The sequence below is a fragment of the Thiomicrorhabdus sp. Milos-T2 genome (genome assembly GCF_000702325.1).
Classification (GTDB): domain Bacteria; phylum Pseudomonadota; class Gammaproteobacteria; order Thiomicrospirales; family Thiomicrospiraceae; genus Thiomicrorhabdus.
Window position 1 is genome coordinate 2,003,991 of the sequence record NZ_KL370891.1, and the last position, 26,612, is coordinate 2,030,602.

Consider the following 26,612-nt stretch of genomic DNA (forward strand, 5'->3'; position numbering starts at 1 on the left):
CTGGCTGATTCACAACCTTATTAGTGAATTAGGGATTCGCCGCATTATTATCATTAGGCAACATCATTAAGCAACATCAATCGGCAACTGAACTCTTAAATCAAATTGTTGACGTTGAGCGTTCAGTAACGCTGCACCTTCATCTTTGCTACTGCCTTGAATTTGATTATTTTGAGTTTGATTCTCTAGAACCTGATTATCTTGATTTGAATTAGACCCCACGGAGTTTGCATTATCGTTTTCAGAATCCGTTTTGTTTTGCTCTTCAATCTTGGCATTTGCAATATCCAAACGAGCCTGAATCATCATTTGTGAAGCACTTTGAGCCACTTTGTAATCTTGAGAAGAAGGCTCTGCGGGAGCAAGTGCGGCCCGTTGAACAACCATCGCTTTTTGTAATGTCGCCTCAGGATCTCCACTAATAGGTGATGTATCTATCCCCACTTCGCCACCAATAGCGTAACGTTTACCATCAGGGCCAGTTTGATAGCTAAAACTCATTCCTCCAGTTGAATAACCTCCAGCAGCAGATAAATGTGCCATCTCATGAGCTCTAACCTCTTGGTCACGGGCTTTTAACTGGGCAATAACCTGCGCTGTTTGCTGCTCTTGAAGGGCTTGGTCACTACCAGAAGATTGATCCTGTGAACTATCAGAACCGCTTGGTACTTCATTCGTAAAATTAACAGGTTTTGAGGGCTGAGAAGCAAGATGATTTGATTCAGAAGAGTCTAATGTAACGTTTGTAGCAGTTTTTTGTGCAGAGATAATTTTGGAATCTTGAGAATTTAAGACATTAGCAGAATTAGCTGACGCCCGCATATCACTGCTAGGCAATGTATACGCACTACTCGCTGCTAAGGCTCCATTGATAGAATTTATCATTTCAAGATACTCTCAAAACACTCCGATAGATTTATTATAAATAATTTAATCTTATTAATCAATTACTTATAAATACACCGAAATATTAAACCCCGCCAATAAATAGGATATTAGACCTTAATCGAAAAACTTATCGCTCAATTAACCGTCTAAAGAAGTTACATACTCCAGAATTTCAGTTATTATTAAGCTCAAAAGAAAACCTTACACCACCCATTGAATCCATAAAACTTGTTTTAAAAAACTTGATTTAATCGAAAAAATCTTTTTTACACATTAAAAAATACAATAGTTAAAAGGACTACATTAACTATGCAAGAAAAACTCGCCCTAGCTGCCAAAATACTTTCTCAAAACAATATTCCTTCCATTCCAGAAGAGATTATTCGTCTAAAAGAAGAGTTAAATAAAAAATATCCAAACACGGTCTCTATTGCAAATTTAATTAGTCATAACCCTGAACTACTGGGTGATTTTTTAACTTTAGTTAATACCAATATTACCAGTGAAAAAACAGAAATTAAAGATGCCAAAGCGGCTGTAAACGTACTAGGACTCGATGAAATTTATAATATTTTTCTATCTAGTAGTTTAACTAAAATTATTGCGCAAACGCCTCAAGAAAAAGCTATTCTCAGTCATGGTGCGCAGGCTGGGTTAGCGGCAGCAGAACTCTCATACTGGGTGTTTGATGTTTCGCGTTCTGAAGCTTATATGGCTGGATTAATGCAAAATATCGGCGCTGTCTATTTTACTCGCTCTGAACCTGAGAAGTATTTGGAAATCATTAATTCGCAGCTCTCTAACCCTATTTCAGGCTATAAAAAAGAAATAACTGAATATAAAACAAGTCACACTTATCTAGGAACTTTTATTGCAAAAAAATGGCATATTAATTCTGATGTATATAAATCAATATTAATGCATCATGATACTGAGTTTGCTGTAAAACTCGCAAATAATCAAAAAGTTAGACATCTAGTTTCACTCGTTATGCTAGCCAACTACGTTGTCAGCACCAACTCCGATGAACAATATATTACCCAAGAGTTAAAAGAATACCGGGATTTAGGTAAAAACCAGTTAGATTTACCTGAAAATGCCATCAAAGCTGCCAATGCTGCGGTTATTAAATGGGGTAGGTCTATGGGATTATCTACAGGCAGTCATTAACTAACCCATTACTGACAACAAAAGAAAGAAACAAAAAATTGAAAAAGATGGTGGGCCCTCACAGATTTGAACTGTGGACCTATCGATTATGAGTCGAGTGCTCTAACCAACTGAGCTAAGGGCCCCAAATGGGATAACTATTATTACCAGGCCTGGTAACTTTAGGTGGCGCCTATTATAGCGGCTAGAAAACGCTTTGTGAATGGTTTCTATGAATATTTAAGCATAACTCGGCATAAAATAAAAAGCCCCAGTTCTCAAACATAAGAACTGGGGCTTTTTTATAGAGAATATTTAGAATTAATCTAAGAAACTCTTTAAACGCTCTGCACGACTTGGGTGACGAAGCTTACGAAGCGCTTTTGCTTCAATCTGACGAATACGCTCACGCGTAACATCAAACTGTTTACCGACTTCTTCAAGAGTGTGGTCTGTATTCATACTTAAACCAAAACGCATACGTAGTACTTTTGCTTCACGTGGCGTTAATGTACTTAACATTTCACGAACCGTTTCACCCATACCTTCAGAATCAGCAACATCTTGCGGAGACAAAATATTTGAATCTTCAATGAAATCACCTAGAGAAGAATCTTCGTCATCACCAATTGGAGTTTCCATTGAGATAGGTTCTTTGGCAATTTTCATGACTTTACGAATTTTATCTTCAGGCATTTCCATCTCTTCAGCCAATTCTTCTGGAGTCGGTTCACGACCCATTTTTTGAAGCAACTGACGCTGAATACGGTTTAGCTTGTTAATGGTTTCAATCATATGTACTGGAATACGGATTGTACGAGCTTGGTCAGCAATAGATCTTGTAATTGCTTGACGAATCCACCAAGTAGCATAGGTTGAGAATTTATAACCACGGCGATATTCAAACTTATCAACCGCTTTCATTAAACCGATATTTCCTTCTTGAATAAGATCAAGAAATTGAAGGCCACGGTTCGTGTATTTTTTGGCAATCGAGATAACCAATCTAAGGTTAGCTTCAATCATTTCACGTTTCGCTAGTCGCGCTTTATTTTCTGCTTTACTGAGGTCTTTATAAACGCTTTTATACAGAGAAATAGGCATTTTTTCAGATTTTTGAATCATTGCTAAACGTTTTTGGGCACGTGAAACTTCTGAGCGTACGGCTTCTAATGCGTCACTTTGATCAGGTGCGCTAGCGATTAAACGATCAATTAATTCTGGATCGGTTTCTGAACCAATAAAAGTCTTTAAAAAGATTGGACGCGGTACTTTTACTTTACGTAAAACTAAATCAACCACCACTCTTTCTTGCTCTCGAATACTTTTGATGCGGTCTTTAATATTACGAATCAAGCGGTTAGTAAATATCGGTGTGATTTTAAGGCCTCTTAAATGCTCAACAACAGCATGACGCTTTTTAATCGCTTTTTCATCTTCAGAACCATATTTTGCTTCTGCATCTATGGCGGCTTTACTTAGTTTTGTTAATGTTGCTAAAAACTTTGCAAGTTGTTCTTCATTAATTCCGTCTTCTTTAGGTTCTTGGTTATCACTATCTGGTGATAACTCTTCAACTGGAATGTCCACTAAATCTTCAGGACGAATAAAGCCTTGAACCACATCTGCGACCTTTCCTTCGCCTTGTTCCATTCTGGCAAAAGTATCAAGAATCGTTGACGCGAATACTGGATAACGCGCCAAGGCGTCAAGCATATCGCGAATACCCCATTCAATACGCTTAGCAATATCAATTTCACCATGACGCGTCAGTAGCTCAACCGACCCCATTTCACGCATATACATACGTACGGGATCAGTTGTACGACCAAATTCACCATCCACTTCAGCAAGAGCTGTCATCGCCGCTTCAGCTGCTGCATCATCAAATGCGCCACCCTCTTGGGTTAAAAGCTCATCTTCGTCTGGCGCAGAATCAAAAAGGCGAATACCAAAATCTTTCAGAATGGTAAGAACTTGGCCTAATTGATCTTCTTCGATATCATCGGGCAAAACATCGTTTACATCAGCAAACGTCAGGTAACCTAGCTCCTTCGCTCGCTCAATCAAATCAATTAGCTGTTGCTTTCTTTCGACTTTAGTCATGTTTTGCCTCAAATAATGTATCTATAATTCATTTTTTATCAAAAATCTGCCTGGTCTTTGATTAGGACAGAAAAAACGGAACACGCGATTATACTAAATTTCCGTTTAGTTTTGGTAACTTTATGCTTTTAAATTAGTCAGTTAGCCTTAAGCCAAATTAACAAGGCCACTGAATTTAATCGACTATTTATTTTGCACTAAAGCTTGTAGCTTAAGCATTTCATCAGCATTCCAGCCTGACTTGCCTAGGTTTCGTTCATCTAAAGCCGTCGCTAACGCAATAACGCACACATCAAATTCAGCCTGAATAAAGGCTTCATCATCTGGAATATCAGACTGCATAACCAATTCCATTTCGGGTTGGTACCCTGCATCATTTACAACTTGAGTGGCTATTTGCACATTAAATTCATTTGCTTGCAGCGTTTTAATAAATCCACCTAAGGTTACATAGTCACGCTGCTTAGACTTTACAAGGTCTTGCACAAATTCTTTTGCAAAAACCACACTCCATTCAGGTCGCTTAAGTAATAAACGCAGCATTTTAAGTGGCAATGTCACGACTTTGGTCACAACACTTTCAGAACTTAGGTTTTTACCAGGCCTGGTAGAATCTTTTTTAAACTGAGCAAAACCAGATTTAACATTCATCTGTTTTTCAACTCGCCAGGTTGGCAAATCAACTAAATTAGCAACGCCTTCAGCCAATAAGAACTGGTAAAGCCCATGCGCAGATTGAACATAGGGTTCGGCCAATGACACAAATTGCTGTCGCCCTTCTATACTATTTACCGGAAAAGACAACTTACCTTGTAAGCCTTGCATTAAAAATTCGGAAAGTGACAAGGATTCTGCGACTCTTTTCTTAAAGCCTTCAGTACCCTCTTTTCTTACCATTGAATCGGGGTCTTCTCCCTCTGGTAAAAATAAAAACTTAACTGAACGCTCTTTTTCCATCATCGGCAAAGCCAGTTCTAAAGCTTTCCAAGCAGCTTTTAAGCCTGCAGAATCACCGTCAAAACAAAATACAATTTCATTGACTTGTCTAAACAGCAGCTCCAAGTGTTCAACCGTCGTTGCTGTTCCTAGAGTAGCCACCGCATTTCTAATACCGTACTGCGCTAATGCAACGACATCCATATACCCTTCAACCACCAAAATATTGTCAAACTTTTCACGTGATTGACGCATTTCAAACAAACCATACAAGGTATAGCTTTTATGAAATATTGGGGTTTCCGGAGAGTTTAAATACTTGGGTTGGTCATCACCCAAAACCCGCCCACCAAAAGCAATAACCCGTCCTCGACCATCTCTAATAGGGAACATAACGCGATGACGAAAGCGATCATATTGTTTACCGCCTTCTTTTTCTACTAACAAACCCACTTCAACCAATTGCTGTTGAAGTTTTTTATCTGCAGTTAAACCTTTAACCAAACTATCCCAACCAGGAGGAGCAAATCCAATGACAAACTCTTTGGCTACATCGGCACTCAGACCCCGTTCTTTTAAATAATCTTTGGCTTGTTGAGATTGCGAATGATCACGCAATTGATGACGATAAAATTTGGCAGCAAGATGCATAACATCATATAAATCGCGCTGTTTTTCTTGTTTGAGCTGCTGGGCTTTTTGTTGCGCAGGAGAACGCTGTTCACGAGGAACAACCATACCGTATTGAGCGGCAAGAGCTTCTACTGCTTCTACAAATGATAGACCATCGTATTCCATAAGGAATTTAATGGCATCACCACTGGCTCCGCAACCAAAGCAATGGTAAAACTGTTTACTGGAACTAACATTAAATGACGGGCTTTTTTCATCATGAAATGGGCAGCAAGCTTTATAAGAAGAACCTGCTTTTTTAAGGGGAACACGTTGATTTATAACCTGCACAACATCGGCTCGAGACAATAATGTCTCGATAAACGAACGTGGAATACTTCCACCCTGTTCAGCCATATTCACACCTTATCCACAGAAAAATACACAGGCCCTAAAACCAAAAAAACCCGCTAGCATTACACTAACGGGTTTCTTGAGGAAGAGTCAGTTCCAATAAAATTAAATCAGTCTAGCGGTTATAGCCTAGCCTAACTTTGCTTTAATTAACTTGCTGACTTCACCCATATCTGCACGACCTTGCATCTCAGGTTTTAACAAGCCCATCACTTTACCCATGTCTTGCATGGAGCTGGCACCTGTTTTTGTCATTGCATCGTCAATTAATGCATTAATTTCATCTACAGTTAAGGCTTGTGGCATGAAATCCTGAATAACGCTCATTTCGTAGGCTTCTTGCTCAGCTAAATCAGGACGCTCGGCATCCGTATATTGCTGATGAGAATCACGGCGCTGTTTCATAGCTTTATCTAAAATCGCTAGAACACCTGCATCATCTACTGTTGTTTGGTTATCAATCTCAACCTGCTTAATGGCGGCTAAAACTGAACGTACTACTTGAAGACGTTCTTTATTTTTAGCTTTCATACAGGCTTTCATTTCAGCCGTTAGTTGTTCTTTCATTGTTGCTGACACTAACTTAAGCCTTTACTTAGTACATACGAGTCGTACGACGGTTTTCACGAGATAAACGTTTTGCTAAACGCTTAACTGCTGCAGCCTTCATACGCTTCTTAGCCCAAGTAGGCTTCTCGTAATACTCACGTTTACGAGTTTCAGTTAACACACCTGCTTTTTCGCAAGCACGTTTAAAACGACGTAAAGCTACGTCAAATGGTTCAGTATCTCTGATTTTTACGCTTGGCATAATTTCAACCTATTACAAAATTTAGAATTCATTGCATCTTCCTCACGCAAGAAATGAGAAATAGCAGAAAGGGGGAATTATAAAATTACTACTCACTATTTGCAAACCTTTTTCCGATAAAATTTAACATTATTTGTTAAAATTCAGTCACTTTGATTTTAATAGAAGAATTTTACAATGTTGGTATTAGGTATAGAGAGCTCTTGCGATGAAACTGGAGTGGCTATTTATGACACAGATAAAGGCTTAATTGCACATACTCTGTACACTCAAATTGAACTGCATGCTCAGTATGGTGGAGTAGTACCTGAACTTGCTTCTCGTGATCACATTCGCAAACTCACCCCGCTTATTTTACAAATCCTTCAAGAATCAAATATTGAGCGCTCTCAATTAGATGGCATTGCTTACACTTCAGGGCCTGGTTTAATTGGTGCTTTGTTAGCCGGCAGTTCGGTTGCGCGTAGTTTAGCCTACGCATTAAAAATTCCAGCCGTGGGTGTTCATCACATGGAAGGCCACTTGCTTGCCCCTATGCTTGAAGAAAATCAACCCAAATTCCCTTTTATTTGTTTATTAGTCTCGGGCGGCCATAGCATGATTATTCGAGTAGATGGCATTGGTCAATACAAAGTATTGGGCGATACCTTAGACGATGCTGCCGGTGAAGCGTTTGATAAAACCGCTAAACTTTTAGAATTGGGTTACCCTGGCGGTCCAAAAGTTTCTGACTTAGCGCTTAAAGGCAATGCGGATCGCTACAAATTTCCTAGACCAATGATTGACCGCCCTGGCCTGGATATGAGTTTTAGTGGTTTAAAAACCTTTACGTTAAATACTTGGCAAGCCGCCGTAAAAAACAATGACGCTACTGATCAAACCAAAGCAGATATTTGTCGCGCTTTTGAACTTGCGGTTGCCGATACCTTAAGCATTAAATGTAAACGCGCTTTAGAGCAAGAAAAGCTTAACCGTATAGTGGTTGCAGGCGGAGTCAGCGCCAACCGAGAGATTCGGAATAAATTAGATGCCTTAATGAAAAAACGTAGAGGCGAAGTGTTTTACCCTAGGCTCGAATTCTGTACCGATAATGGCGCAATGATAGCCTATGCAGGTGCGCAGCGTTTATTAGCCGGCCAGTCTAATGATTTAAACTTTGCCGCAACGCCAAGATGGTCTTTAGAAGACTTACCTAAAATTTAATTTGGGTATATGTATTTTATGATTGATTAAACAAATCTTTTAACCACGAAGACACGAAAGCACGAAGATTTCTAATGAGACCTTTGCACGAGATAGGTGCGAAAGAAAAATGAGGTAAAATTTGCCTGATTGCGGCGGAAAACGCAGGGAATAGCTAGCTATTCGCTAGTTTTTCAACAAAAATCAGACAAATTTTAACCATTTTTACTCGTGCATACTCTCGTGCAAAGGTCTCCTAATATCTAATACCAACTTAAATTTAACCAATAACCAAACTAAATTTAATAAAATAATCGCTTTTAAACTATACAAATGCAGAGCTGCATAGCTTATAAGCATGACTTAAGATCGTTAGCGTATGATTTTCTAATCGCTTTTATTTATTTTTTATCTTCGTGCCTCTGTGTCTTCGTGTTTAATTTCTACAATACTAGATAATCAATCACGAAATACGGATACCCTTTAATTTGATAAAGCTAACAGACTGGTTTTGGCTAATTTATCCAATCGGCTAGTCAGTAAAACCTTTGCAAGAGTCGAATTCTCTATTTACGCTCTTGCTCTTCTTGACTATCTTCTTCTTTTTTAGAAACTTTAATTAAGCTCTCTTCACCATTCAATAAACGCTGAATATTGCCTTTATGACGCCAAAATAAAATCAACGTCATAATAGATACGATCCACACCCAATCGATTTCAGCGGATAAAAACCAAATATAAATAGGCGCTAAAATCGTCGCTATTAAAGCCGACAATGATGAGATTTTTAAGACCTTTGCCACAAACAACCAGGTCCCTGCAACGGCTAAACCGATTGGCAACGATAAACCAAACATTACACCTAACATAGTTGCAACCCCTTTACCGCCTTTAAAACCAAAAAACACTGGGTATAAATGACCAATAAACGCCGCAAATCCTACAAGCCCTATCACTAAGGCCGAAAAACCTAATTGATGTGCAATCAATACTGGCAACAACCCTTTTAACATATCGCCAAACAAGGTAATTGCTGCTGCCTTTTTACCCTTGTCACCACCAATACGTAATACGTTAGTGGCACCAGGATTACCCGATCCTCCCTCTCGTGGATCGGGTAAAGACATTAATCGGCATACAATAATTGCGGTTGAAATAGAACCTAACAAATAGGCTGCCACAATAATTAATACAGCTTGTAATTCCATCTACTTTCCTCTACCAGGCCTGGTAATAACGTGAACCAACGTGCAACTCAGCAATACGTGGATTTTAAATAATTGCATGATTTTACAAGAAGTAGATAATAAGCGTTAATTTAAATATGAATTCAAACACATTTGCTCGCTAACTCGTTAACTTACCGAAGTCAGCTATCCATCAAGGACAATCAATATGAATCAATCTTCTTTTTCACAACAAATGGATACCGTTTTTATTGAAGGCTTAAAAACTCAAGCAATTATTGGGATCTATGACTGGGAAAGAGAAAATCGGCAACCTCTTATTTTTGATATAGATATGGATTTACCCATAACGCAAGCGGCAAAAAGTGACGATATTAATGACACCGTTAATTACAAACAGGTTTCAGATGAAGTTATTGAACTGGTAGAAAACAGCCGGCATGAACTTTTGGAAACATTGTGTGAAGAAATTTGCCAACACATTCTTACCAACCATTTAGCTGTAAAGCGATTACATCTAAAAGTAAGTAAACCTAAAGCGGTGGCGGAAACAGACACGGTTGGTTTAAAAATTACCCGTATTAGAAATTAGAAACGGGCTTTCTTTTAAAGACCTCACATAGTTGAAGCGTGTAGCTCTTTTTGTTCTTTAGCAGCAAGCTTAATAAATGGAACAATTTGTTCCATATATAGACAAGCATTATGTTCGGTAATTTTATCCATTGCTTGATAATCTGCTTCAAACTGCCTACGATTTTGCTTTGATAAATTACGCAATACTTTTTGATAAAGCGCATCTCCTTCAGCCAAACGCACTATAGTTACCAATTGCTCTGGTGTCACCTTAGGTGCAAACTTCTGAACAATTCGATCATCAACCCCGGTCATTTTTGAAGCCAAAACGCGATAGGCCGTTAATTTACGTTCCAACCCCGCTTCATCAACTTTAGAATGGCTATTTAAACGCTCATCCACCACTTGATGCAAAGCTTGTATGACATCAACAGGCAAAGAAAAAGTTACCGGACCTATTTCAAGCTGATAGGCTCCCGTCTTATCGCGGCTTGCTGAAATTTCCATATTCAATCCTTTATTTAAGACCATTACAAGAGTCTTTTTTATATGTAACGTGTTTCGCTAGAAATAAATTCAATTTCACCTAAAGCTTCTAATTCAAATGTTTTTTCAACAATACGTCGAAGCGACTCTTTAGCTTCAGACTCTTCAGGAATGTTTGAGGTGAGTAAATCAGCTTCAATCTGTTTTGCCAGAATACTTCCGATATTCGACAAAATTAATTCATTAAGCGTTTTATCTTGCGCCAACATCATCATGATTATTAAATCTTGTGAATCAAGAGTACGAAGCAATTTTTGCATATGAATGGGAGTAAGCGACTTGATACGCAAACCAAGCTTTACATAACTGTCTAAAGTTGAATGCTGCTCACCTTTTTCAAGCGCTAATAAGTGCTCTAAAGTAATATTGAGTAACGCAACTGAAAACTGATCCATCTTGACCACACCGCAGCCGATATGCACCAACCATTCATTTTCTTGTATTTTTTTTATACCAACTTTCATTTCTGTCTCACAGATTAGACTCGGTTGAGTCCAAGTTCTTAATTAACGACTCGCTTTCATAATGAGACCTTTGCACCCAAGGGCATAAACACGAGATAGACGCGAAAGAAAAATGAGGAAAAATTTGCCTGATTGCGGCGGAAAACGCAGGGAATAGCTAGCTATTCGCAAGTTTTTCAACAAAAATCAGGTGAAATTTTACCCTCAAGGGGCACCTAGAACCATTTTTATTCGTGCATACTCTCGTGCAAAAGTCTCACAATAAACAATCTTAAGCAAAGATGCTTCCAAAACCAACTAAATCCAACAATTAAACTTATAGAGACCTTTGCAAAAGTAGATAAATTTACAAAAAAGGTTATTTTTTTCTATCTACAGCAAAAAAAGAAACGTTCAACTTCGATTTTTGAGTTGAAAACCATACGAAAAAATCACTATATTAATAACATTTAAATCCGTGGATTAAGTAGCTGTTTTATCTGCTTTGATGCATAATGCTCAGTACTTATAGAATAGAAACAAAACATAGCCCAATTCAAGATAATATAATTCTTTACAATGAAACCAACCCATAACCACACAGCAAAAGGCCGAAATCGCGCCAAAATTTTACCTCAGCCAACTGAAGAAGCGGCAGAGCATAGTCAGATATTAACCGACAACATTAAACGATTTTTAGCTCGTCACCAGAACTTACCTTTTTCTAAATTTATGGAAATGGCGTTATACACACCTCAGTTAGGTTATTATGCAGGAGGTTTACCCAAATTTGGTAAAGCCGGTGATTTTATTACTGCGCCTGAAGTTTCGCCCATTTTTTCTCGTTGTTTAGCTCGTCAAACAGCTCAAGTTTTATCTCAATTAGATGAACCGAATATTGTCGAATTTGGTGCTGGTCAAGGCACCATGGCTAAAGACATCTTATTAGAACTTGAGGCCATACAGCAAACTCTGCATCGATACTATATTATCGAAATCAGTGCCGATTTACGTGAGCGCCAACAACAGGTTCTTTCAGAAAATTTATCCGCAGAGATTTTTGCCAAAATCGTTTGGTTAGATAAACTACCTACCACACCCATTTCAGCTGTTATTTTGGCCAATGAAGTCTTAGACGCCATGCCTTTTGAACGACTCCGTATCGAACCCGAGCGAGCTCTGCAAGGTTATGTTGTTTTTAATGAAACAACCCAACAATTTGATTGGGACTACAAAAACATTACTGAAACCAAACTTCAAAGATTTGCCAATCAACTGATTAAACACATAGGTAAAGTCTCTGATTTAGGTTATGAAACTGAAATAAATCTAAATATCAAACCGTGGTTAAAAAGCTTAAATGCTATCCTATCAAGTGGTGCCGTTTTCTTAGTTGATTATGGTTACACTCGAGATGAATACTATCAACCCGCTCGAGTTATGGGAACTTTGCGCTGTCATTATCAACATCGCGCTCATAACAACCCTTTCTTTTACCCAGGGTTACAAGACATCACCGCCCATGTCGATTTTACAGCTGTGGCCGAAGAAGCTTTTGATAGTGGATTTAAAGTGGCCGGATATACAACGCAAGCCCACTTTTTAATGGGTAGCGGCTTACTAGAAATGTCGTTTGATGCTAATGCAGACGTAACAGAACAGATTCACAATGCACAACAAATCAAAACATTAACACTACCAGATGAAATGGGCGAAACCTTTAAGGCTATCGCTTTAACTAAAAACTTTGACCAACCCTTAATAGGCTTTAGTGTAAGGGATTTACGTCATCAACTTTAACTTTCATCAACTTTAACTTATAGAGACCTTTGCTCCCAGGGGCATAAACTCGAGATAGGTGCAAAAGTCTCTTATAAAAACTCACTAACCAATACAGGAAAAACCATGGATATTTTTCAAGCCGCTATATTAGGTATTATTGAAGGTCTGACCGAATTTTTGCCCATCTCCTCCACTGGCCACCTTATTGTGGCAAGTGAATGGTTGGGATTAGAACAAACCAATCAAAACATGGCATTTGAAGTCATTATTCAAGTTGCCGCTATTCTGGCTATTTTTTCGCATTACAGTGCCAAATTTAGCCTAGAGCACGTTCGCTTGTGGATTAACGTCTTCATCGCTTTTTTACCGATTGCCGCCATTGGTTTTCTGTTTCATCATCAAATCAAAGAGTTTTTTGCACTCAGCATCGTCGCGTGGATGTTTATTATAGGCGGGATCATTTTTCTGATAATGGAAAAACTCTATAACGAAGGCACCCACCGCACTCGAGACATTGAAAACCTAAGCATCACACAAGCTTTTTGGATAGGCATTGCCCAAATGTTTGCGCTCATTCCTGGAACAAGCCGTGCAGGGGCATCCATCGTGGGGGGCATCATGGTTGGACTCGATAGAAAAGCCTCAGCCGAGTTCTCATTTTTATTAGCGCTGCCCGTTTTAGCGGCGGCTTCTGGGCTAGACCTACTTAAAAACTACTCAGAATTTGCCAATACCTCATGGCTCCCTCTTATTGTTGGCTTTATTATGGCTTACATTGTGGCTTATTTAACCATGAGTTTATTCTTACGCTTTTTAGAAAAATTCACCTTTAATGCCTTTGGTATCTATCGCATTATTTTTGGAATTGTCTTACTGATTTGGTTTGTTTAAACAACTCGGTTTTTAACATGAGACCTTTACATGAGATAGGTACGAAAGAAAAATGAGGTAAAATTTGCCTGATTGCGGCGGAAAACGCAGGGAATAGCTAGCTATTCGCAAGTTTTTTAACAAAAATCAGGTGAATTTTAACCATTTTTACTCGTGCATACTCTCGTGCAAAGGTCTCATTATGAAACTCTACAGCGCCCAAAGTTCTCAAGCCATTGATAAATTGGCGATTCAAAAGGCCCATATTCCCGGGCTTTTACTAATGAAGCGTGCGGGATTTTTTGCCTTTAAAACCCTAGAATCCCTCTGGCCAAAGGCCAAAAATATACAGATTATTTGTGGCACAGGCAACAATGGTGGCGATGGTTTTGTTGTCGCTCAATATGCCATCTTAGCCGGCTACAAGGTCACTGTTACTCAACTAGGTGATTCATCCAAAATACAAGGTGATGCTTTAAGTGCATTGCTCGAACTCAATGCATTGGGCATCACATCACAACCCTTTTCACTGCAAAATTTTGCACAAGCCGATGTCATTATCGATGCCGTATTTGGAACAGGATTAGATAAACCGGTATTAGGTGAATTTGCTGACATATTTAAGCAAATCAATCAAACTCAAAAACCCGTTTTAGCCATTGATACTCCTAGTGGTTTAGATGCCAATACGGGTGCCATTTTAGGCTCAGCAATTCAAGCGCAAAATACCTGTACTTTTATTACGCAAAAGTTAGGTTTATACACCTTCCAAGGCAATGACACGGCAGGTAAAATTCATTTTAGCCCACTCTTTATTCCTCAAGAACTTTATCAAACGCAACCTCATATCGCTGAAAACCATCCATTAAAATACTGGCTAAACAAACTCCCTATTCAGCTCGCAAGTCGCCATAAAGGGGTTTCGGGAACTGTCTGTTTAGTGGGTGGCAATAAAACCATGATGGGAGCCATTCAGCTTGCTGGCCTAGCCAGTTTAAAAACTGGGGCAGGCCTGGTAAAAGTGATTACCCATCAAGAACACGGAATTGCAATCACTCAAGCTATTCCAGAAGTCATGTGTTATCAAACGGAAGACTTATCCACGCAAGCCAGTCGAGCTAATGTGATTGGTATTGGCCCGGGTTTAGGATTAGACAATTGGGGGCAGGATTTATTTTCAAAAGTGATGGACTTGCCATTAAATAAAGTGATTGATGCCGATGCCTTAAAACATCTAGCAAGCTTTTGTCAAAGTCGCTTTGGTCAGACCCTCTTTAAACAAACCCAGGAGCAAGCAAGCAATCAAAACTGGGTACTCACCCCACACCCTGGCGAAGCGGCAGTGTTACTAAATTGCGACACCCAAAGCATTCAGCAAGATAGAATTGCCGCCATTAAAGCGCTACAAAATAAATACGGTGGAGTCATTGTTTTAAAAGGCAATGGCACCTTAATTTATGATGGCAAGAATATGGAAGTTTGTTTAGCCGGCAACCCAGGCATGGCGGTTGGCGGGATGGGAGATGTATTAACCGGCGCGATATCCACCTTCATTGCACAAGGTTTATCTCTTTGGGATGCGGCTTGTTTAGGGGTTTCTTTACACGCTCATGCCGGAGACGTCCTCGCCAACCAAAACAGTCAACCCGGTATCTTACCCTCTGAAGTCGCACAAGTCATGAGTCAGCTATTAAGCTATAGCGACAGCCCAAAAATCTAAACCTACTAGGCCTGGTCGCTAAACCTTATTTCATAAGTCATTCAAACTCAAGTCATTCAAACTCAAACCACTTAAACTTTAGGCAAGAAACCGGATAAGGTTTGAATATCTTTGTATAGAGAGTCTTCATCAACCGCTAATACGTTAATATGCCCTAACTTGCGTCCCACTCTTTCTTCTTTATCATACAAGTGTAAAAAGGCATTTGGCATGGTTAACACCTTTTCTACTGGTCCAGTCTCGCCAATAATATTAATCATTGCGGCTAAAGGCTGGCGTGGAGAGGTATCGCCTAATGGCATGCCGGTAATAGCTCTTACATGGTTTTCAAATTGTGACGTATAAGCCCCTTCAATTGTCCAATGTCCCGAATTATGGACTCGTGGTGCCATTTCGTTTGCCACTAAACCATTGACGGTTTCAAACAATTCTAAGGTTAATACCCCCACATGATCCAACTCATCTAACAGGCTGTGCATATACTCTTCAGCTTGCTGCTGAATTTCTGCTGAGACTTCTCTGGCCGGGGCAATGGTGTAACGTAAAATGCCTTCGTGGTGCACATTTTGTACCAACGGGTAATAAACATGCTCATTATTCGCATTGCGCACAGCCACAATAGAAAGCTCTCGCTGAAAATCAATAAAGCCTTCTAAAATAAGTTCTCTTCCGCCAATTTCTGACCAGGCCTGGTCAATTTGAGACGCTTCTTTAAGCACAAATTGCCCTTTTCCATCATAGCCTTCGGTTGTGGTTTTTAGCACAGCGGGCAGTCCAATTTCATCCACGGCAATTTTTAGACTTTCTAATGAATCAACCACTTGGTATGGCGCGCATGGAATACTTAATTGATCAAACATGCCTTTTTCACGACCACGATGCTGTGAAATAAACAGAGATTTTTCTGCCGGGTAAACAGGGGTGGTTTTGGAAATTTCACGCATAAGCTCTACACTCGTGTTTTCACTTTCGTAGGTAATGACATCGGCAAAATCGACTAGATTATTAAGTGAATCCGTATCATCTGACGCCATATGCATGTGACCTAGCAGTGCAGATGGTTCACTTTCATTAGTTCCTAAAAAACCAAACTTTTGCCCTAAAGGATAACCAGCAATCGCTAACATACGACCAAGCTGGCCAGCACCTAAAACACCAATGCATTTTGTAATCGGGGTCATACCCACTCTCTCCAAATAAAAAAACCGTAATGAAGGCCATTTTATCAAACAACCACCATTACGGTTTTAAAAACGTTATATTCAATTTGCTTAATGATTAACTAATCGATTTAATTTAAATATTCCCACTAAGCCATAAACCATAAATCATTCTTCACGTGGGTCTGAATTTTCTAAAACAAAATCCGTTTGCTCTTCTCTAAAATTAGCCACTGCAGTGCGAATTGCTGGGTTTGAATTACCCACGATTTGAGATGCTAAGATACCTGCATTTTTTGCGCCGGCATCACCAATTGCTAAAGTACCCACTGGGATTCCGCCCGGCATTTGTACAATTGACAATAAAGAATCTTTACCACTTAAAGCACGTGATTGAACTGGCACACCTAATACAGGCACAAGCGTTTTTGCTGCAACCATGCCTGGTAAATGCGCCGCACCCCCTGCACCTGCAATAATCACCTGTAATCCACGTTCTTCAGCTTGCTCTGCGTATTCAAACATTAGATCAGGAGTTCTGTGTGCTGAAACGACTTTTACCTCATGAGGCACTCCAAAAAGCTCTAGCATATCTACAGCATACTTCATGGTTGGCCAATCTGACTTTGAGCCCATAATTACGCCAACGACTGGTTGCTTCATTTCACTCATGTTTTAATACCTTAGAAATAGGGAAAGCGGGGTATTCTATAGATTTTATTTTATTTTTCAAGCTGTTATTCTTATAGAGACCTTTGCACGAGGCGCCTGAACAAATAATGTTTTTACAATATCGCTTTGTTTTGATGAACTACCAGGCCTGGTAGCTTTATTTTTAATGCGTTATTTATACGTTTTTTACATTATTTATGCATTTCTAAAAAGTGTTTTTCTGTTTTTTACAAGGCGTTTTTAGAATCTACAATAAAATACTGATTACCACCCGCGGCTTTTGCACCTTTTTTAGCCTTCGTGGCATAGGACGATAATTTTTGGGTGTGTTCAAAATATTGTGGGTGTACCAACAAAATACCAATAGACAAACTCATTAACGGATAAAACTTACGGTTTCCATCTCTATCGACAGAATCAATTCCACCATTTTGTTGATCTTGTTGGGTATAAAAGCGCTGCACTTCTAATTTAAATTTTTGTAAAATTTTCTCAGCCAAGGCAGCATGGTCGTCAACAAACTTGCTTAAAACAACAAAATCATCTCCACCAATATGTCCAATAAAGGTTTCACCATGCATAATTTGCTCTTCCGGTAACACCTCTATAAGAATCTCCGCGATTAGACGAATAATCCCATCACCCTCTTCAAAGCTATAATTATCGTTAAAAGGTTTAAAGTTATCCACATCAATATACATGACCATAAAATCTTGTTTATGCTTTAAGAGTTTATTAAGCTTTTTTTGAATTGGGACATTACCTGGTAACCCTGAAAGAGGATTGGCAAACTGCGCGCTTTCAACTTTTATATCGGTTATTTTTCTTAGTAAATCCTTAAAGTTTCCACAACCTAGATATTTTTTCTTTTTTTCAACAATAAATGCATCTCTGAAACCAATCTCATTACTATCCGTCACTAATCGACTCAATTCAACTAAAGAGGTTCTTGAATCAACCATAATAGGTGTTTTGTCCATCACTTTAGAGACACTTTTTCTGGCATGTAAGTCTTGACCAAACTTTCTTGCCAACAGATTCATTAAATCTCGTCGCCAGACCATTCCTACTACTTGCTTTCCGTCTACCGCTGGAAAATAGTCAAATTCAGGATGAGCCAAAAACATTTCAGAAACCTCGTTGACGGTCATATCAGGTTTTACATTCGGGTGTTCAAAAGTAATTTCAGCTACCGTAGCCTCACCTTTTTCAGCTTGGTTTTCATGATGTGATTCCGGCCATTCATAGAGTAAAGATTCATCAATCAGTTCTTCCGGTTTTTTAAATAGAAAACCTTGCACTAAATCCACGCCTAAATGCGTTAAGACCTCCAACTCTTTTTCTGTTTCAACCCCTTCAGCAACCACTCGAGTATGGGTGCTTTTTGCCAAAGTCATCAATGTTTCCATAAACATTCTTTTATCATCATGCAAGTGTATATCAGAAACAAAATGTCGGTCAATTTTGACAAAATCGGGACGTACTTCCGACCAAATACGCAAACCGTTATAACCACTACCTAAGTCATCAATGGCTACCTTAAAACCGATAGAACGATAATAATTTATTGCGGTAATAAAGGCTTCAAAATCATCGACAGGTTGCAGTTCCGTTATTTCAATAACCACTCGTTCAGGAGAAAGGCCAAAATACTCTAAAACCTCTAAAGTAATACCTTTTTGGTGAGCCGGGTTCATGACCGCATTAATGGATATATTGATAAAAAGATGGAGATGCTCTTCTTGAGATGCTTGTTTGGCAAAAGATTCAATTGTCGAGATTCGTGCAAAGGTGTCCATTTCATAAAGAACACCCTGCTCTTCTGCCACTTTAAAAAAATTTAAAGGGTGATGAAGAACTGAATTAAAGGGGCCGCGAACCAAACCTTCAAAAGCGCATGCACGCTTGCGTTTAAGATCTACAATAGGCTGAAAAACACATTGAAGTTTTTTATTATCTACAATATCTAATAACTCTGTTCCCAGACTTGATTGCTTTAACATCAATCGCTGAGCCGCATCCAACACATTAACAGACTGAAGTTTATCGTTATCTGTAGCTGTGTTTTTAAATAAAGGCATAACCGTTTCCCTTCCAATAGTTTAGCCAATCAATATTACCTTTTAAGCGCCTTCAATTAATTAACCTGATATTACCGTAAGATTACAAACAGGTTACATAGGCCTTTTACAGCAAACCTTTTCTCTTACAACTCTCTTCCAACTTGATTGAAACTTGCAGCGATAAAAAAAATATACGATAATAAACAAATGCGCCGATTTGATATCAGCTTGCGGGCGCTTTATAAAAGTACGGCTAAAGCGAGGAACCATTCCAAATATTCAGTTCCCAGCATAACCCCGTACCTCGTTTTTAATAAATTATTTTCCTCGAGGAACAATCATGACTAAAACCACAGTATTTACTTCTGAATCCGTATCTGAAGGTCATCCAGATAAAATCGCCGACCAAATATCAGATGCCATGCTTGATGCCATCTTAAAACAAGACCCACGCGCTCGTGTTGCCTGTGAAACCTTTGTCAAAACCGGCATGGTTATGCTGGGTGGTGAAATCACTACCGAAGCTTGGGTTGACCAAGAAGAGCTTGTACGAAATGTCGTCAAAGAAATTGGCTACAACCATGGCGATTTAGGTTTTGATGGTGAAACTTGTGCGGTACTTTCATCCATTGGTAAACAATCACCTGAAATTGCAATGGGTGTAGACGATACCAGCGAACACGAACAGGGTGCTGGAGACCAAGGTTTAATGTTTGGTTACGCTTCAAATGAAACCGATGTTTTAATGCCTGCACCTATCTACTACGCACACCGTTTAATGGAGCGCCAGGCACAGGTTCGCAAATCTGGCCAACTAGACTGGTTGCGCCCAGATGCAAAAAGCCAAGTAACACTACGTTATGAAGACGGTAAACCGGTTGCGATTGATGCCGTTGTTCTATCAACCCAGCATGGTCCTGACATTGATAATAAAACCCTGCGTGAAGCTATTATGGAAGAGATTATAAAACCGACTCTGCCAGCAGAATGGTTACACAAAGAGACCCAATTCCACATCAACCCAACTGGGCGTTTTGTGATTGGTGGCCCAGTGGGTGATGCTGGATTAACCGGGCGTAAAATCATTGTTGATACCTACGGCGGTATGGCGCGCCATGGTGGAGGAGCTTTCTCTGGTAAAGATCCTTCAAAAGTAGACCGTTCTGCCGCCTATGCTGGACGATATGTGGCTAAAAACGTTGTTGCCGCTGGCCTTGCAGATAAATGTGAAATTCAAGTTTCTTACGCGATTGGTGTGGCAGAGCCTACCTCTATTAGCATTGAAACTTTTGGTACAGAAAAAGTTGATATTCAATTAATAGAAAGATTAGTGCGTGAACACTTTGATTTACGCCCTAAAGGCTTAATTGCAATGTTAGACCTATATCGTCCTATCTACCAAAAAACCGCCTCTTACGGTCACTTTGGTCGTGAATTACCTGAGTTTACTTGGGAAAAAACTGACAAAGCTGACGCTTTAAGAGCTGATGCGGGTTTGTAAGAATGGGTTGGTTTTTATAACCAAACATTAATAGCCAAGCATTCTTCACAACGCAATACATGAACTACACATAAACAACTCAATTTAAGATTAACCAGGCCTGGTAACTTATAAATCACCAGGCCTGGTAGAGTTTACAAGAGACATTGAAATGAAATCTCAACAACAATATCCTCAAAAATTCAGTTTAGAGTTTTTTCCTCCCAGAACCGAACCGGGAATGGATAAACTAAAAAACGTTATTACAGAACTGGCAACCCTAAACCCACAATATATGTCGGTAACTTACGGAGCGGGCGGCACAACGCAAGAAAAAACGTTAGAAACGGTTCGTTATATTCAAGAAAACACAAATAATGAAGCGGCTCCTCACCTAACCTGCATTGGTGCAAGTGAACAGAGCGTCACCGAACTACTCGACACCTATGAAGCCATGGGTATTAAACGCATTGTGGCGCTTCGCGGAGACCTTCCTTCAGGAATGATGGACCCGGGTGAATTTAAGTACGCCAGTGATTTAGTTAAATTTATTAAAGACACTCGTGGTGATACCTTTCATCTTGAAGTCGCGGCTTACCCTGAAACCCATCCACAAGCTCGTAACTGTGATATTGGAATTAAATGGTTTAAAAACAAAGTTGAGCAAGGTGCGGATTCGGCAATCACGCAATACTTCTTTAACTTTGATAGTTACCGTTATTTTATTGATAATTGTGAACGTAACGGCATTGATCTTCCCATTATCCCTGGCATTATGCCCATTACCAATTACGAAAACCTAATTCGCTTTTCAGAAGGTTGTGGTGCGGAAGTGCCTCGTTGGTTAAAGTGCCGTTTAGAAAGTTACGAAGACGATACCGAAAGCTTAAAAGCATTTGGGAAAGAGGTCGTGCAAGAGCTATCACAAAAGCTATTAGATGCCGGCGCTCCAGGTGTGCATTTTTATAGCATGAACAGCGTTGAACCCACCCTAGATATTGTTAAAAACCTAACCTTTAAAAGCTAAAGGCGATTGATATGCGAATCTCTCGTCTATTTTTAGAAGGTGATTATCAAGCGAATCAAACCATTGCTTTACCTAAGGAACAAGCGCATTATGCGCTTACCGTCCTTAGGCTAAAAAATGACTACCTCATTGAGACTTTTAACGGCAAAGGGTTATTGGCTAGAGGCAAACTCATCGTTACCAGCCGAAGAACCGCTGACTTTGCGATTGAAACGATTGAAGAGTCTCATAATGAATCCCCCATTAATACCGTATTAGTTCAAGGTATCTCTAAAGGCGACCGTATGGATTATTCCATACAAAAAGCGGTCGAGCTTGGCGTAACCGCTATACAACCGATATTTACGGAACGCTGCGATGTTAAACTCAAAGACGATAAATTAGAAAAACGTCGCAACCAATGGCAAGCTATGGTCATTAATGCTTGCGAGCAAAGCGGTCGTAATGTTGTCCCTGAAATATTGCCCATTAAAACTTACCAGGCCTGGTTAACTGAAGCCCAAAGCAATGAAAACCTTTTTGGATTAGTGCTTGACCCATATTCAAGTATGAATCTTACCAACATTACACCACCCCAAACGAACACGCCGATTCAACTTCTTATTGGCCCAGAAGGGGGATTATCCGAGAATGAAGTAGAGCAGGCCAAACACGCCGGATTAACAGCTATTCAACTTGGCCCCAGAATACTAAGAACTGAAACCGCAGGCCCAGCCGTACTTGCCATATTACAAAGTTTATGGGGTGATTTTTCTTAAAATACAATTCAAAAATTATTTAAGGACAACTATCTCACTCTTTAAATAACTTGAGACCTTTGCACGAGATAGGTGCGAAAGAAAAATGAGGTAAAATTTGCCTGATTGCGGCGGAAAACGCAGGGAATAGCTAGCTATTCGCAAGTTTTTCAACAAAAATCGGGGAAATTTTAACCATTTTTACTCGTGCATACTCTCGTGCAAAGGTCTCAACTTAACTAATCCATACATTCAAGAAAGGTGTTAAAGTGATATCATGATTCAATTATATCAACAGATATCAAGATGAAGTTAACGAAAATGCAACTCAAACGTAATCTAATAAAATGGTTTTTAATCTGTTTTTCACTGTTCTGGCTGCCCTACTCCTCTTCTATCATGGCAAACGACACAACCTTGTCTAATGCAATAACGCCTGCTATCAGCAAGCCCACCAACCTTAAAACTAACATAACGCCCCATCAAAGCCCCAAACTCGAACCCGTTTCATTGCAACTAAAATGGCTTAATCAGTTTCAGTTTGCTGGCTATTACGCCGCAAAATTCAAAGGTTTTTATCAAGATGAAGGCCTTGATGTCACTATCAAAGAAAGAGATACCTTTGTAAACAATATTCAGCAAGTTATTGATGGAGATTCTGAGTATGGAATTGCCGATTCAATGCTATTCCTTTATCTGTCAAAAAAAGCCCCTCTATCCATTATTGCCCCTATTTTTCAGCACTCTCCGCAAGTATTTATTACATTAAAATCAAGTGGAATAGATAACCTATACGACCTTGAGGGTAAAAACATTGCCTTTTATCACAAGGATACCGGTGGTTTTGCTCTTTTAGCCATGCTGCATGAAAATAATGTTGAGCCCAATTTAGACCGAGTCATGATTAAGACTGGGCCGGAAATGTTATTAAATGGACAAGTGGATGCCTACCCGGCTTACCTCTCTAATGAACCCTACTTTTTTAAGGAAAAAGGGGTTGAAATTAACATCATCAACCCAATCAACTATGGGGTAGATTTATATGGAGATATGTTATTTACCAACCTAGATGAACGCAATAATCATCCAGACAGAGTTGACCGTTTTCGACGCGCATCCATTAAAGGCTGGCAATATGCGCTAAGTCACAAAGATGAAATAATTAACTATATGATCAACACCTTAAAAGTTGATAAAAGCTATGAACACCTAATGTATGAAGCCAGTGTGATTGAAGATGTCATACTACCAAATTCAACCCCTATTGGAACTTTAGATAAGGGGCGCCTTAAATATATTGAAAAACAGTTTATTAAGAGTGAGTTAATCAATAGCAACTTAGATTTTTCACAAGGCATCTATCAAAAAGAAACCCATCAAGTTAAGTTTTCCGACAAAGAAATCGCTTGGATTAACGCCCACCCAACCGTAAATGTCGCCATTGACCAAAACTGGGCGCCTATTGAATTTGTAGGTGATGAAGCCCAACATAAAACCGAACATAAAGCCGAATATAAAGGCATCTCAAATGAATACCTTAATTATTTAACGGCATTTACCGGCATTAAGTTTATCCCTAAAACCGAATTATCCTGGCTAGATTCAGTACAGAAAGTTAAAGCACATAAGCTTGATATGTTCTCGGCACTGATCTCCACCCCTGAACGTAAAAAATACCTAAATTTTACTAAACCCTATCTTAAATTTCCTATGGTCATTGCCACCCAAAAAGGACACGTCTATATTATGGATTTAAAGAACCTTGGTAATGCAACCATTGCCGTTGTAAAGGGTTATGCATCAGAAACACTCATTAAAAAACATTATCCTAACTTAACCATTAAAGAAGTCAGCTCCCCTTCGGAAGGTTTAAAAGCCGTATCTAAGGGCGAAGCATTAGGCTATGTTGATAATATTGCCGTCATCTCATATCACATAGGCTCAACAGGGCTATCAAACATTCAAATTAGTGGTGAAATGCCTTTTAGAGCAGATATCTCCATTGCAATACGCAAAGACTGGCCTGAGTTAAAATCTATTATTCAAAAAGGCTTAGATAACATGGATCTAAAAACTCAAGCTAAACTAAAAAACTCTTGGTTAAAAGTGAACTATAAAAAAGAACTTGAATGGAATCGACTTTTTTGGATTGTTTTACCCATCGTTCTGTTTTTGCTCATCATGTTAATTTATAACCGTAAGCTCAAAAAATTAAATTTTAAATTAAATGAGAGTAATGCCACTCTTTTAGAGACCCAAAAAGCGCTAGAAAAGAGCAATGAGCAACTTTCAATTATTAGCATTACCGACTTCTTAACCGGATTATACAATCGCATTCATCTCGACAAAGTTCTTAAGGACGAAATCGAACGAAGTAACCGCTATCAATTAGAGTTAAGTTTAATGATTATTGACCTAGATTTCTTTAAAAAAATTAATGATACCTATGGTCATCTGGTTGGAGATACGGTTTTAAAAGCCATGAGCAAAAGCATTCAACAGAATATTCGCTCAACCGATACGCTTGGCCGATGGGGAGGGGAAGAGTTTATGCTTATTTGCCCAGAAACCAGTCATGAACAAGCCATTATTATGGCCAATAAGCTTTTGCAAACCGCTCAAAACATTCACTTTGAACAAGGTTTTGTTCAAACCATCAGTATTGGGGTAGCAACCTACACGCTAAATGAACCGGATGTAAATTTTATCGCTCGAGCCGATACCAATCTCTATCAAGCAAAAACCCTAGGCAGAAACCAAGTTTATGCTTCTGAAAGCTAATAGACTAAGTATCTGATAAAGGCCTTAAAATCTGAGTATAATAGTGCCTTTATATTGCTTAACATTAAGAGATGTATCGATGCCATCAACCAATCAAGTGCCGCATTTACAAACCGCTTTAAATGGGCCTCTTTTAGAACTTGAAAAACACCTTTTAGCGAACAATACCGCTATTGAATCATGGTTTAGAAAGCAGTTTAAAAATACGCCTGCTCCTTTCTATGGGTCTGTGGATTTACGTAATGCTGGTTATAAACTTGCCCCGGTTGATACCAACCTCTTCCCTGCTGGTTTTAATAACCTTCACCCAGACTTACGCTCTCTTGCAGTACAAGCTGCTCAAAGAGCGGTGACTCAGGTTTGCCCTGTTGCAGATGGCATTTTAATTATTCCAGAAAACCATACCCGTAACCTCTACTATCTCGAAAACGTCTATGCACTGCAAACTATCTTAGAAAAAGCCGGTTATGAAGTTCATATTGGCTCATTAATACCCGATTTAGATGCTCCCATGGTAATCGAACTCCCTTCAGGCAATACATTAACTTTAAAACCGGTGGTTAGAAAAGACAATCGAGTTGGGGTAAATGACTTTTTCCCTTGTGCGGTTTTACTCAATAACGACCTTTCAGGTGGCCGCCCAGAAATTTTAGAAGATATTGAACAAACCTTATTACCACCTATGGAACTAGGTTGGGCTAATCGCTATAAAACCGAGCACTTTGCTCACTATTCTGACGTTACCGAAGCTTTTGCCAAGCTTATTGATATTGACCAATGGCTAATTAACCCTAAATCTATTCCCTGTGGGCCTATCAATTTTAAGGACAGAACAGGAATTGAAGATTTGGCACAAGCAGTTAACCAGGTTTTAGAAAAAACTCAAAGTTATTACGATACCCACAAAATTGATTGCAAACCATTTGTGATTGTTAAATCAGATAGCGGTACTTACGGCATGTCTATTATGTCGGTCAATAACCCTGAAGACATTCTGAATTTAAACCGCAAACAACGTAACAAAATGGCATCGGTAAAAGAAGGTTTACAAGTTGAGCAAATGTTAGTGCAAGAAGGTGTTTACACTTACGAAACCGTTGATGATGCCGTGGCAGAACCCGTAGTTTATATGATTGGCAGCCAAGTCATTGGTGGATTTTACCGAGTGCATACCGGCAAAGAAGCCACCGATAACCTGAACTCACCCGGCATGCATTTTGAACCCCTCTCTTTTGAAGCGGCTTGCGCTTTACCTGATGAAAATCAAAATCCAGACGCCAGCCCTAACCGCTTTTATGCTTATGGCGTTATTGCCCGTTTAGCCTTATTAGCCGCCGCGCGTGAAATTGCAGAAGCCAAAGGTGAATTACCATCTATTGAGGCTATTTAGTTTGTAAAAAATTGAACTTAATTTTACAGAAGATTAGTCAATTACCATTTAAATTTAATCATCAATCACGATGAGATTTAAAT

Annotated in this window: 22 protein-coding genes and 1 tRNA gene; 11 read left to right on the plus strand and 12 right to left on the minus strand. The window is 39.2% G+C overall.

The window, feature by feature from the left end; all coding sequences use genetic code 11:
- Positions 1–66: 66 nt before the first annotated feature.
- A complete protein-coding gene (locus BS34_RS12660) occupies positions 67–885 on the minus strand; it encodes a putative metalloprotease CJM1_0395 family protein (protein WP_051640775.1) in 819 nt (272 codons plus the stop codon).
- A gap of 312 nt (positions 886–1,197) precedes the next feature.
- On the opposite strand from BS34_RS12660, the gene BS34_RS0109095 reads away from it, so the two are divergent.
- Positions 1,198–2,058: an HDOD domain-containing protein gene (locus BS34_RS0109095; RefSeq protein WP_029408210.1), complete on the plus strand. Its 861-nt coding sequence runs from the start codon at positions 1,198–1,200 to the stop codon at positions 2,056–2,058.
- A gap of 48 nt (positions 2,059–2,106) precedes the next feature.
- Here the strand turns inward: BS34_RS0109095 and BS34_RS0109100 are convergent.
- From BS34_RS0109100 to rpsU, 5 genes are all read right to left on the minus strand, one after another.
- Positions 2,107–2,183 (minus strand) — tRNA-Ile (locus BS34_RS0109100).
- Between the two features lie 175 nt (positions 2,184–2,358).
- Positions 2,359–4,143: an RNA polymerase sigma factor RpoD gene (gene rpoD / locus BS34_RS0109105; RefSeq protein ID WP_029408211.1), complete on the minus strand. Its 1,785-nt coding sequence runs from the start codon at positions 4,141–4,143 to the stop codon at positions 2,359–2,361.
- 183 nt (positions 4,144–4,326) lie between these two features.
- Complete coding sequence (dnaG, locus tag BS34_RS0109110) at positions 4,327–6,108, minus strand: DNA primase (RefSeq protein WP_029408212.1); 1,782 nt, start codon at positions 6,106–6,108, stop codon at positions 4,327–4,329.
- Between the two features lie 126 nt (positions 6,109–6,234).
- Positions 6,235–6,684, minus strand: a complete 450-nt coding sequence (locus BS34_RS0109115) for a GatB/YqeY domain-containing protein (protein WP_106379968.1) — start codon at positions 6,682–6,684, stop codon at positions 6,235–6,237.
- A gap of 16 nt (positions 6,685–6,700) precedes the next feature.
- Complete coding sequence (gene rpsU / locus BS34_RS0109120) at positions 6,701–6,916, minus strand: 30S ribosomal protein S21 (protein WP_029408214.1); 216 nt, start codon at positions 6,914–6,916, stop codon at positions 6,701–6,703.
- A gap of 177 nt (positions 6,917–7,093) precedes the next feature.
- On the opposite strand from rpsU, the gene tsaD reads away from it, so the two are divergent.
- The gene (gene tsaD / locus BS34_RS0109125; protein ID WP_029408215.1) at positions 7,094–8,119 is read left to right on the plus strand and encodes a tRNA (adenosine(37)-N6)-threonylcarbamoyltransferase complex transferase subunit TsaD; all 1,026 of its coding nucleotides are present in this window, start codon (positions 7,094–7,096) and stop codon (positions 8,117–8,119) included.
- Positions 8,120–8,664: 545 nt separating this feature from the next.
- Here tsaD and plsY read toward each other — a convergent pair.
- On the minus strand, positions 8,665–9,306 hold the full coding sequence (gene plsY / locus BS34_RS0109130; RefSeq protein WP_029408216.1) for a glycerol-3-phosphate 1-O-acyltransferase PlsY: 642 nt from the start codon (positions 9,304–9,306) through the stop codon (positions 8,665–8,667).
- 187 nt (positions 9,307–9,493) lie between these two features.
- Between plsY and folB the strand changes: the two genes are divergently transcribed.
- Positions 9,494–9,877: a dihydroneopterin aldolase gene (folB, locus tag BS34_RS0109135; RefSeq protein WP_233993181.1), complete on the plus strand. Its 384-nt coding sequence runs from the start codon at positions 9,494–9,496 to the stop codon at positions 9,875–9,877.
- A gap of 23 nt (positions 9,878–9,900) precedes the next feature.
- Here folB and BS34_RS0109140 read toward each other — a convergent pair whose 3' ends face one another.
- Together BS34_RS0109140 and BS34_RS0109145 are read right to left on the minus strand one after the other, a co-directional pair.
- Positions 9,901–10,365: a FliG C-terminal domain-containing protein gene (locus BS34_RS0109140; protein WP_029408218.1), complete on the minus strand. Its 465-nt coding sequence runs from the start codon at positions 10,363–10,365 to the stop codon at positions 9,901–9,903.
- Between the two features lie 38 nt (positions 10,366–10,403).
- A complete protein-coding gene (locus BS34_RS0109145; protein ID WP_029408219.1) occupies positions 10,404–10,868 on the minus strand; it encodes a FliG C-terminal domain-containing protein in 465 nt (154 codons plus the stop codon).
- A gap of 558 nt (positions 10,869–11,426) precedes the next feature.
- Between BS34_RS0109145 and BS34_RS0109150 the strand changes: the two genes are divergently transcribed.
- The 3 genes from BS34_RS0109150 (at position 11,427) to BS34_RS0109160 (ending at position 15,219) form a co-directional block, all read left to right on the plus strand.
- The gene (locus tag BS34_RS0109150; RefSeq protein WP_051640776.1) at positions 11,427–12,647 is read left to right on the plus strand and encodes a class I SAM-dependent methyltransferase; all 1,221 of its coding nucleotides are present in this window, start codon (positions 11,427–11,429) and stop codon (positions 12,645–12,647) included.
- Positions 12,648–12,752: 105 nt separating this feature from the next.
- The gene (locus BS34_RS0109155; protein WP_029408221.1) at positions 12,753–13,520 is read left to right on the plus strand and encodes an undecaprenyl-diphosphate phosphatase; all 768 of its coding nucleotides are present in this window, start codon (positions 12,753–12,755) and stop codon (positions 13,518–13,520) included.
- 181 nt (positions 13,521–13,701) lie between these two features.
- The gene (locus BS34_RS0109160; RefSeq protein WP_029408222.1) at positions 13,702–15,219 is read left to right on the plus strand and encodes a bifunctional ADP-dependent NAD(P)H-hydrate dehydratase/NAD(P)H-hydrate epimerase; all 1,518 of its coding nucleotides are present in this window, start codon (positions 13,702–13,704) and stop codon (positions 15,217–15,219) included.
- A gap of 71 nt (positions 15,220–15,290) precedes the next feature.
- On the opposite strand, the gene BS34_RS0109165 is transcribed toward BS34_RS0109160, so the two are convergent.
- The 3 genes from BS34_RS0109165 to BS34_RS0109175 form a co-directional block, all read right to left on the minus strand.
- Entirely contained in the window at positions 15,291–16,400 is a 1,110-nt protein-coding gene (locus tag BS34_RS0109165; protein ID WP_029408223.1) for a 5-(carboxyamino)imidazole ribonucleotide synthase, read from the minus strand.
- 147 nt (positions 16,401–16,547) lie between these two features.
- The gene (purE, locus tag BS34_RS0109170) at positions 16,548–17,051 is read right to left on the minus strand and encodes a 5-(carboxyamino)imidazole ribonucleotide mutase (protein ID WP_029408224.1); all 504 of its coding nucleotides are present in this window, start codon (positions 17,049–17,051) and stop codon (positions 16,548–16,550) included.
- Positions 17,052–17,278: 227 nt separating this feature from the next.
- Entirely contained in the window at positions 17,279–19,132 is a 1,854-nt protein-coding gene (locus BS34_RS0109175; RefSeq protein WP_233993182.1) for a GGDEF domain-containing protein, read from the minus strand.
- Between the two features lie 322 nt (positions 19,133–19,454).
- Between BS34_RS0109175 and metK the strand changes: the two genes are divergently transcribed.
- From metK to gshA, 5 genes are all read left to right on the plus strand, one after another.
- Complete coding sequence (gene metK / locus BS34_RS0109180) at positions 19,455–20,615, plus strand: methionine adenosyltransferase (RefSeq protein WP_029408226.1); 1,161 nt, start codon at positions 19,455–19,457, stop codon at positions 20,613–20,615.
- A 151-nt stretch (positions 20,616–20,766) separates the two neighbouring features.
- Positions 20,767–21,621 (plus strand): methylenetetrahydrofolate reductase [NAD(P)H], encoded by an 855-nt coding sequence (gene metF / locus BS34_RS0109185; protein ID WP_029408227.1) that lies wholly within the window; start codon positions 20,767–20,769, stop codon positions 21,619–21,621.
- An 11-nt stretch (positions 21,622–21,632) separates the two neighbouring features.
- Positions 21,633–22,379: a 16S rRNA (uracil(1498)-N(3))-methyltransferase gene (locus tag BS34_RS0109190; protein ID WP_029408228.1), complete on the plus strand. Its 747-nt coding sequence runs from the start codon at positions 21,633–21,635 to the stop codon at positions 22,377–22,379.
- A gap of 285 nt (positions 22,380–22,664) precedes the next feature.
- Positions 22,665–25,139 carry a transporter substrate-binding domain-containing diguanylate cyclase gene (locus tag BS34_RS0109195; protein ID WP_051640777.1) on the plus strand — a complete coding sequence of 825 codons (2,475 nt, stop codon included), beginning with the start codon at positions 22,665–22,667 and terminating at the stop codon, positions 25,137–25,139.
- 79 nt (positions 25,140–25,218) lie between these two features.
- Positions 25,219–26,529 carry a glutamate--cysteine ligase gene (gshA, locus tag BS34_RS0109200; RefSeq protein WP_029408230.1) on the plus strand — a complete coding sequence of 437 codons (1,311 nt, stop codon included), beginning with the start codon at positions 25,219–25,221 and terminating at the stop codon, positions 26,527–26,529.
- Positions 26,530–26,612: the final 83 nt, after the last annotated feature.

Coding starts and splice junctions, on each gene's coding strand:
- BS34_RS12660 (WP_051640775.1), bottom strand. CDS start 885: ATGATAAATTCTATCAATGGAGCCTTAGCAGCGAGTAGTGCGTATACA.
- BS34_RS0109095 (WP_029408210.1), top strand. CDS start 1,198: ATGCAAGAAAAACTCGCCCTAGCTGCCAAAATACTTTCTCAAAACAAT.
- rpoD (WP_029408211.1), bottom strand. CDS start 4,143: ATGACTAAAGTCGAAAGAAAGCAACAGCTAATTGATTTGATTGAGCGA.
- dnaG (WP_029408212.1), bottom strand. CDS start 6,108: ATGGCTGAACAGGGTGGAAGTATTCCACGTTCGTTTATCGAGACATTA.
- rpsU (WP_029408214.1), bottom strand. CDS start 6,916: ATGCCAAGCGTAAAAATCAGAGATACTGAACCATTTGACGTAGCTTTA.
- tsaD (WP_029408215.1), top strand. CDS start 7,094: ATGTTGGTATTAGGTATAGAGAGCTCTTGCGATGAAACTGGAGTGGCT.
- plsY (WP_029408216.1), bottom strand. CDS start 9,306: ATGGAATTACAAGCTGTATTAATTATTGTGGCAGCCTATTTGTTAGGT.
- folB (WP_233993181.1), top strand. CDS start 9,494: ATGAATCAATCTTCTTTTTCACAACAAATGGATACCGTTTTTATTGAA.
- BS34_RS0109140 (WP_029408218.1), bottom strand. CDS start 10,365: ATGGAAATTTCAGCAAGCCGCGATAAGACGGGAGCCTATCAGCTTGAA.
- BS34_RS0109145 (WP_029408219.1), bottom strand. CDS start 10,868: ATGAAAGTTGGTATAAAAAAAATACAAGAAAATGAATGGTTGGTGCAT.
- BS34_RS0109150 (WP_051640776.1), top strand. CDS start 11,427: ATGAAACCAACCCATAACCACACAGCAAAAGGCCGAAATCGCGCCAAA.
- BS34_RS0109155 (WP_029408221.1), top strand. CDS start 12,753: ATGGATATTTTTCAAGCCGCTATATTAGGTATTATTGAAGGTCTGACC.
- BS34_RS0109160 (WP_029408222.1), top strand. CDS start 13,702: ATGAAACTCTACAGCGCCCAAAGTTCTCAAGCCATTGATAAATTGGCG.
- BS34_RS0109165 (WP_029408223.1), bottom strand. CDS start 16,400: ATGACCCCGATTACAAAATGCATTGGTGTTTTAGGTGCTGGCCAGCTT.
- purE (WP_029408224.1), bottom strand. CDS start 17,051: ATGAGTGAAATGAAGCAACCAGTCGTTGGCGTAATTATGGGCTCAAAG.
- BS34_RS0109175 (WP_233993182.1), bottom strand. CDS start 19,132: ATGCCTTTATTTAAAAACACAGCTACAGATAACGATAAACTTCAGTCT.
- metK (WP_029408226.1), top strand. CDS start 19,455: ATGACTAAAACCACAGTATTTACTTCTGAATCCGTATCTGAAGGTCAT.
- metF (WP_029408227.1), top strand. CDS start 20,767: ATGAAATCTCAACAACAATATCCTCAAAAATTCAGTTTAGAGTTTTTT.
- BS34_RS0109190 (WP_029408228.1), top strand. CDS start 21,633: ATGCGAATCTCTCGTCTATTTTTAGAAGGTGATTATCAAGCGAATCAA.
- BS34_RS0109195 (WP_051640777.1), top strand. CDS start 22,665: ATGAAGTTAACGAAAATGCAACTCAAACGTAATCTAATAAAATGGTTT.
- gshA (WP_029408230.1), top strand. CDS start 25,219: ATGCCATCAACCAATCAAGTGCCGCATTTACAAACCGCTTTAAATGGG.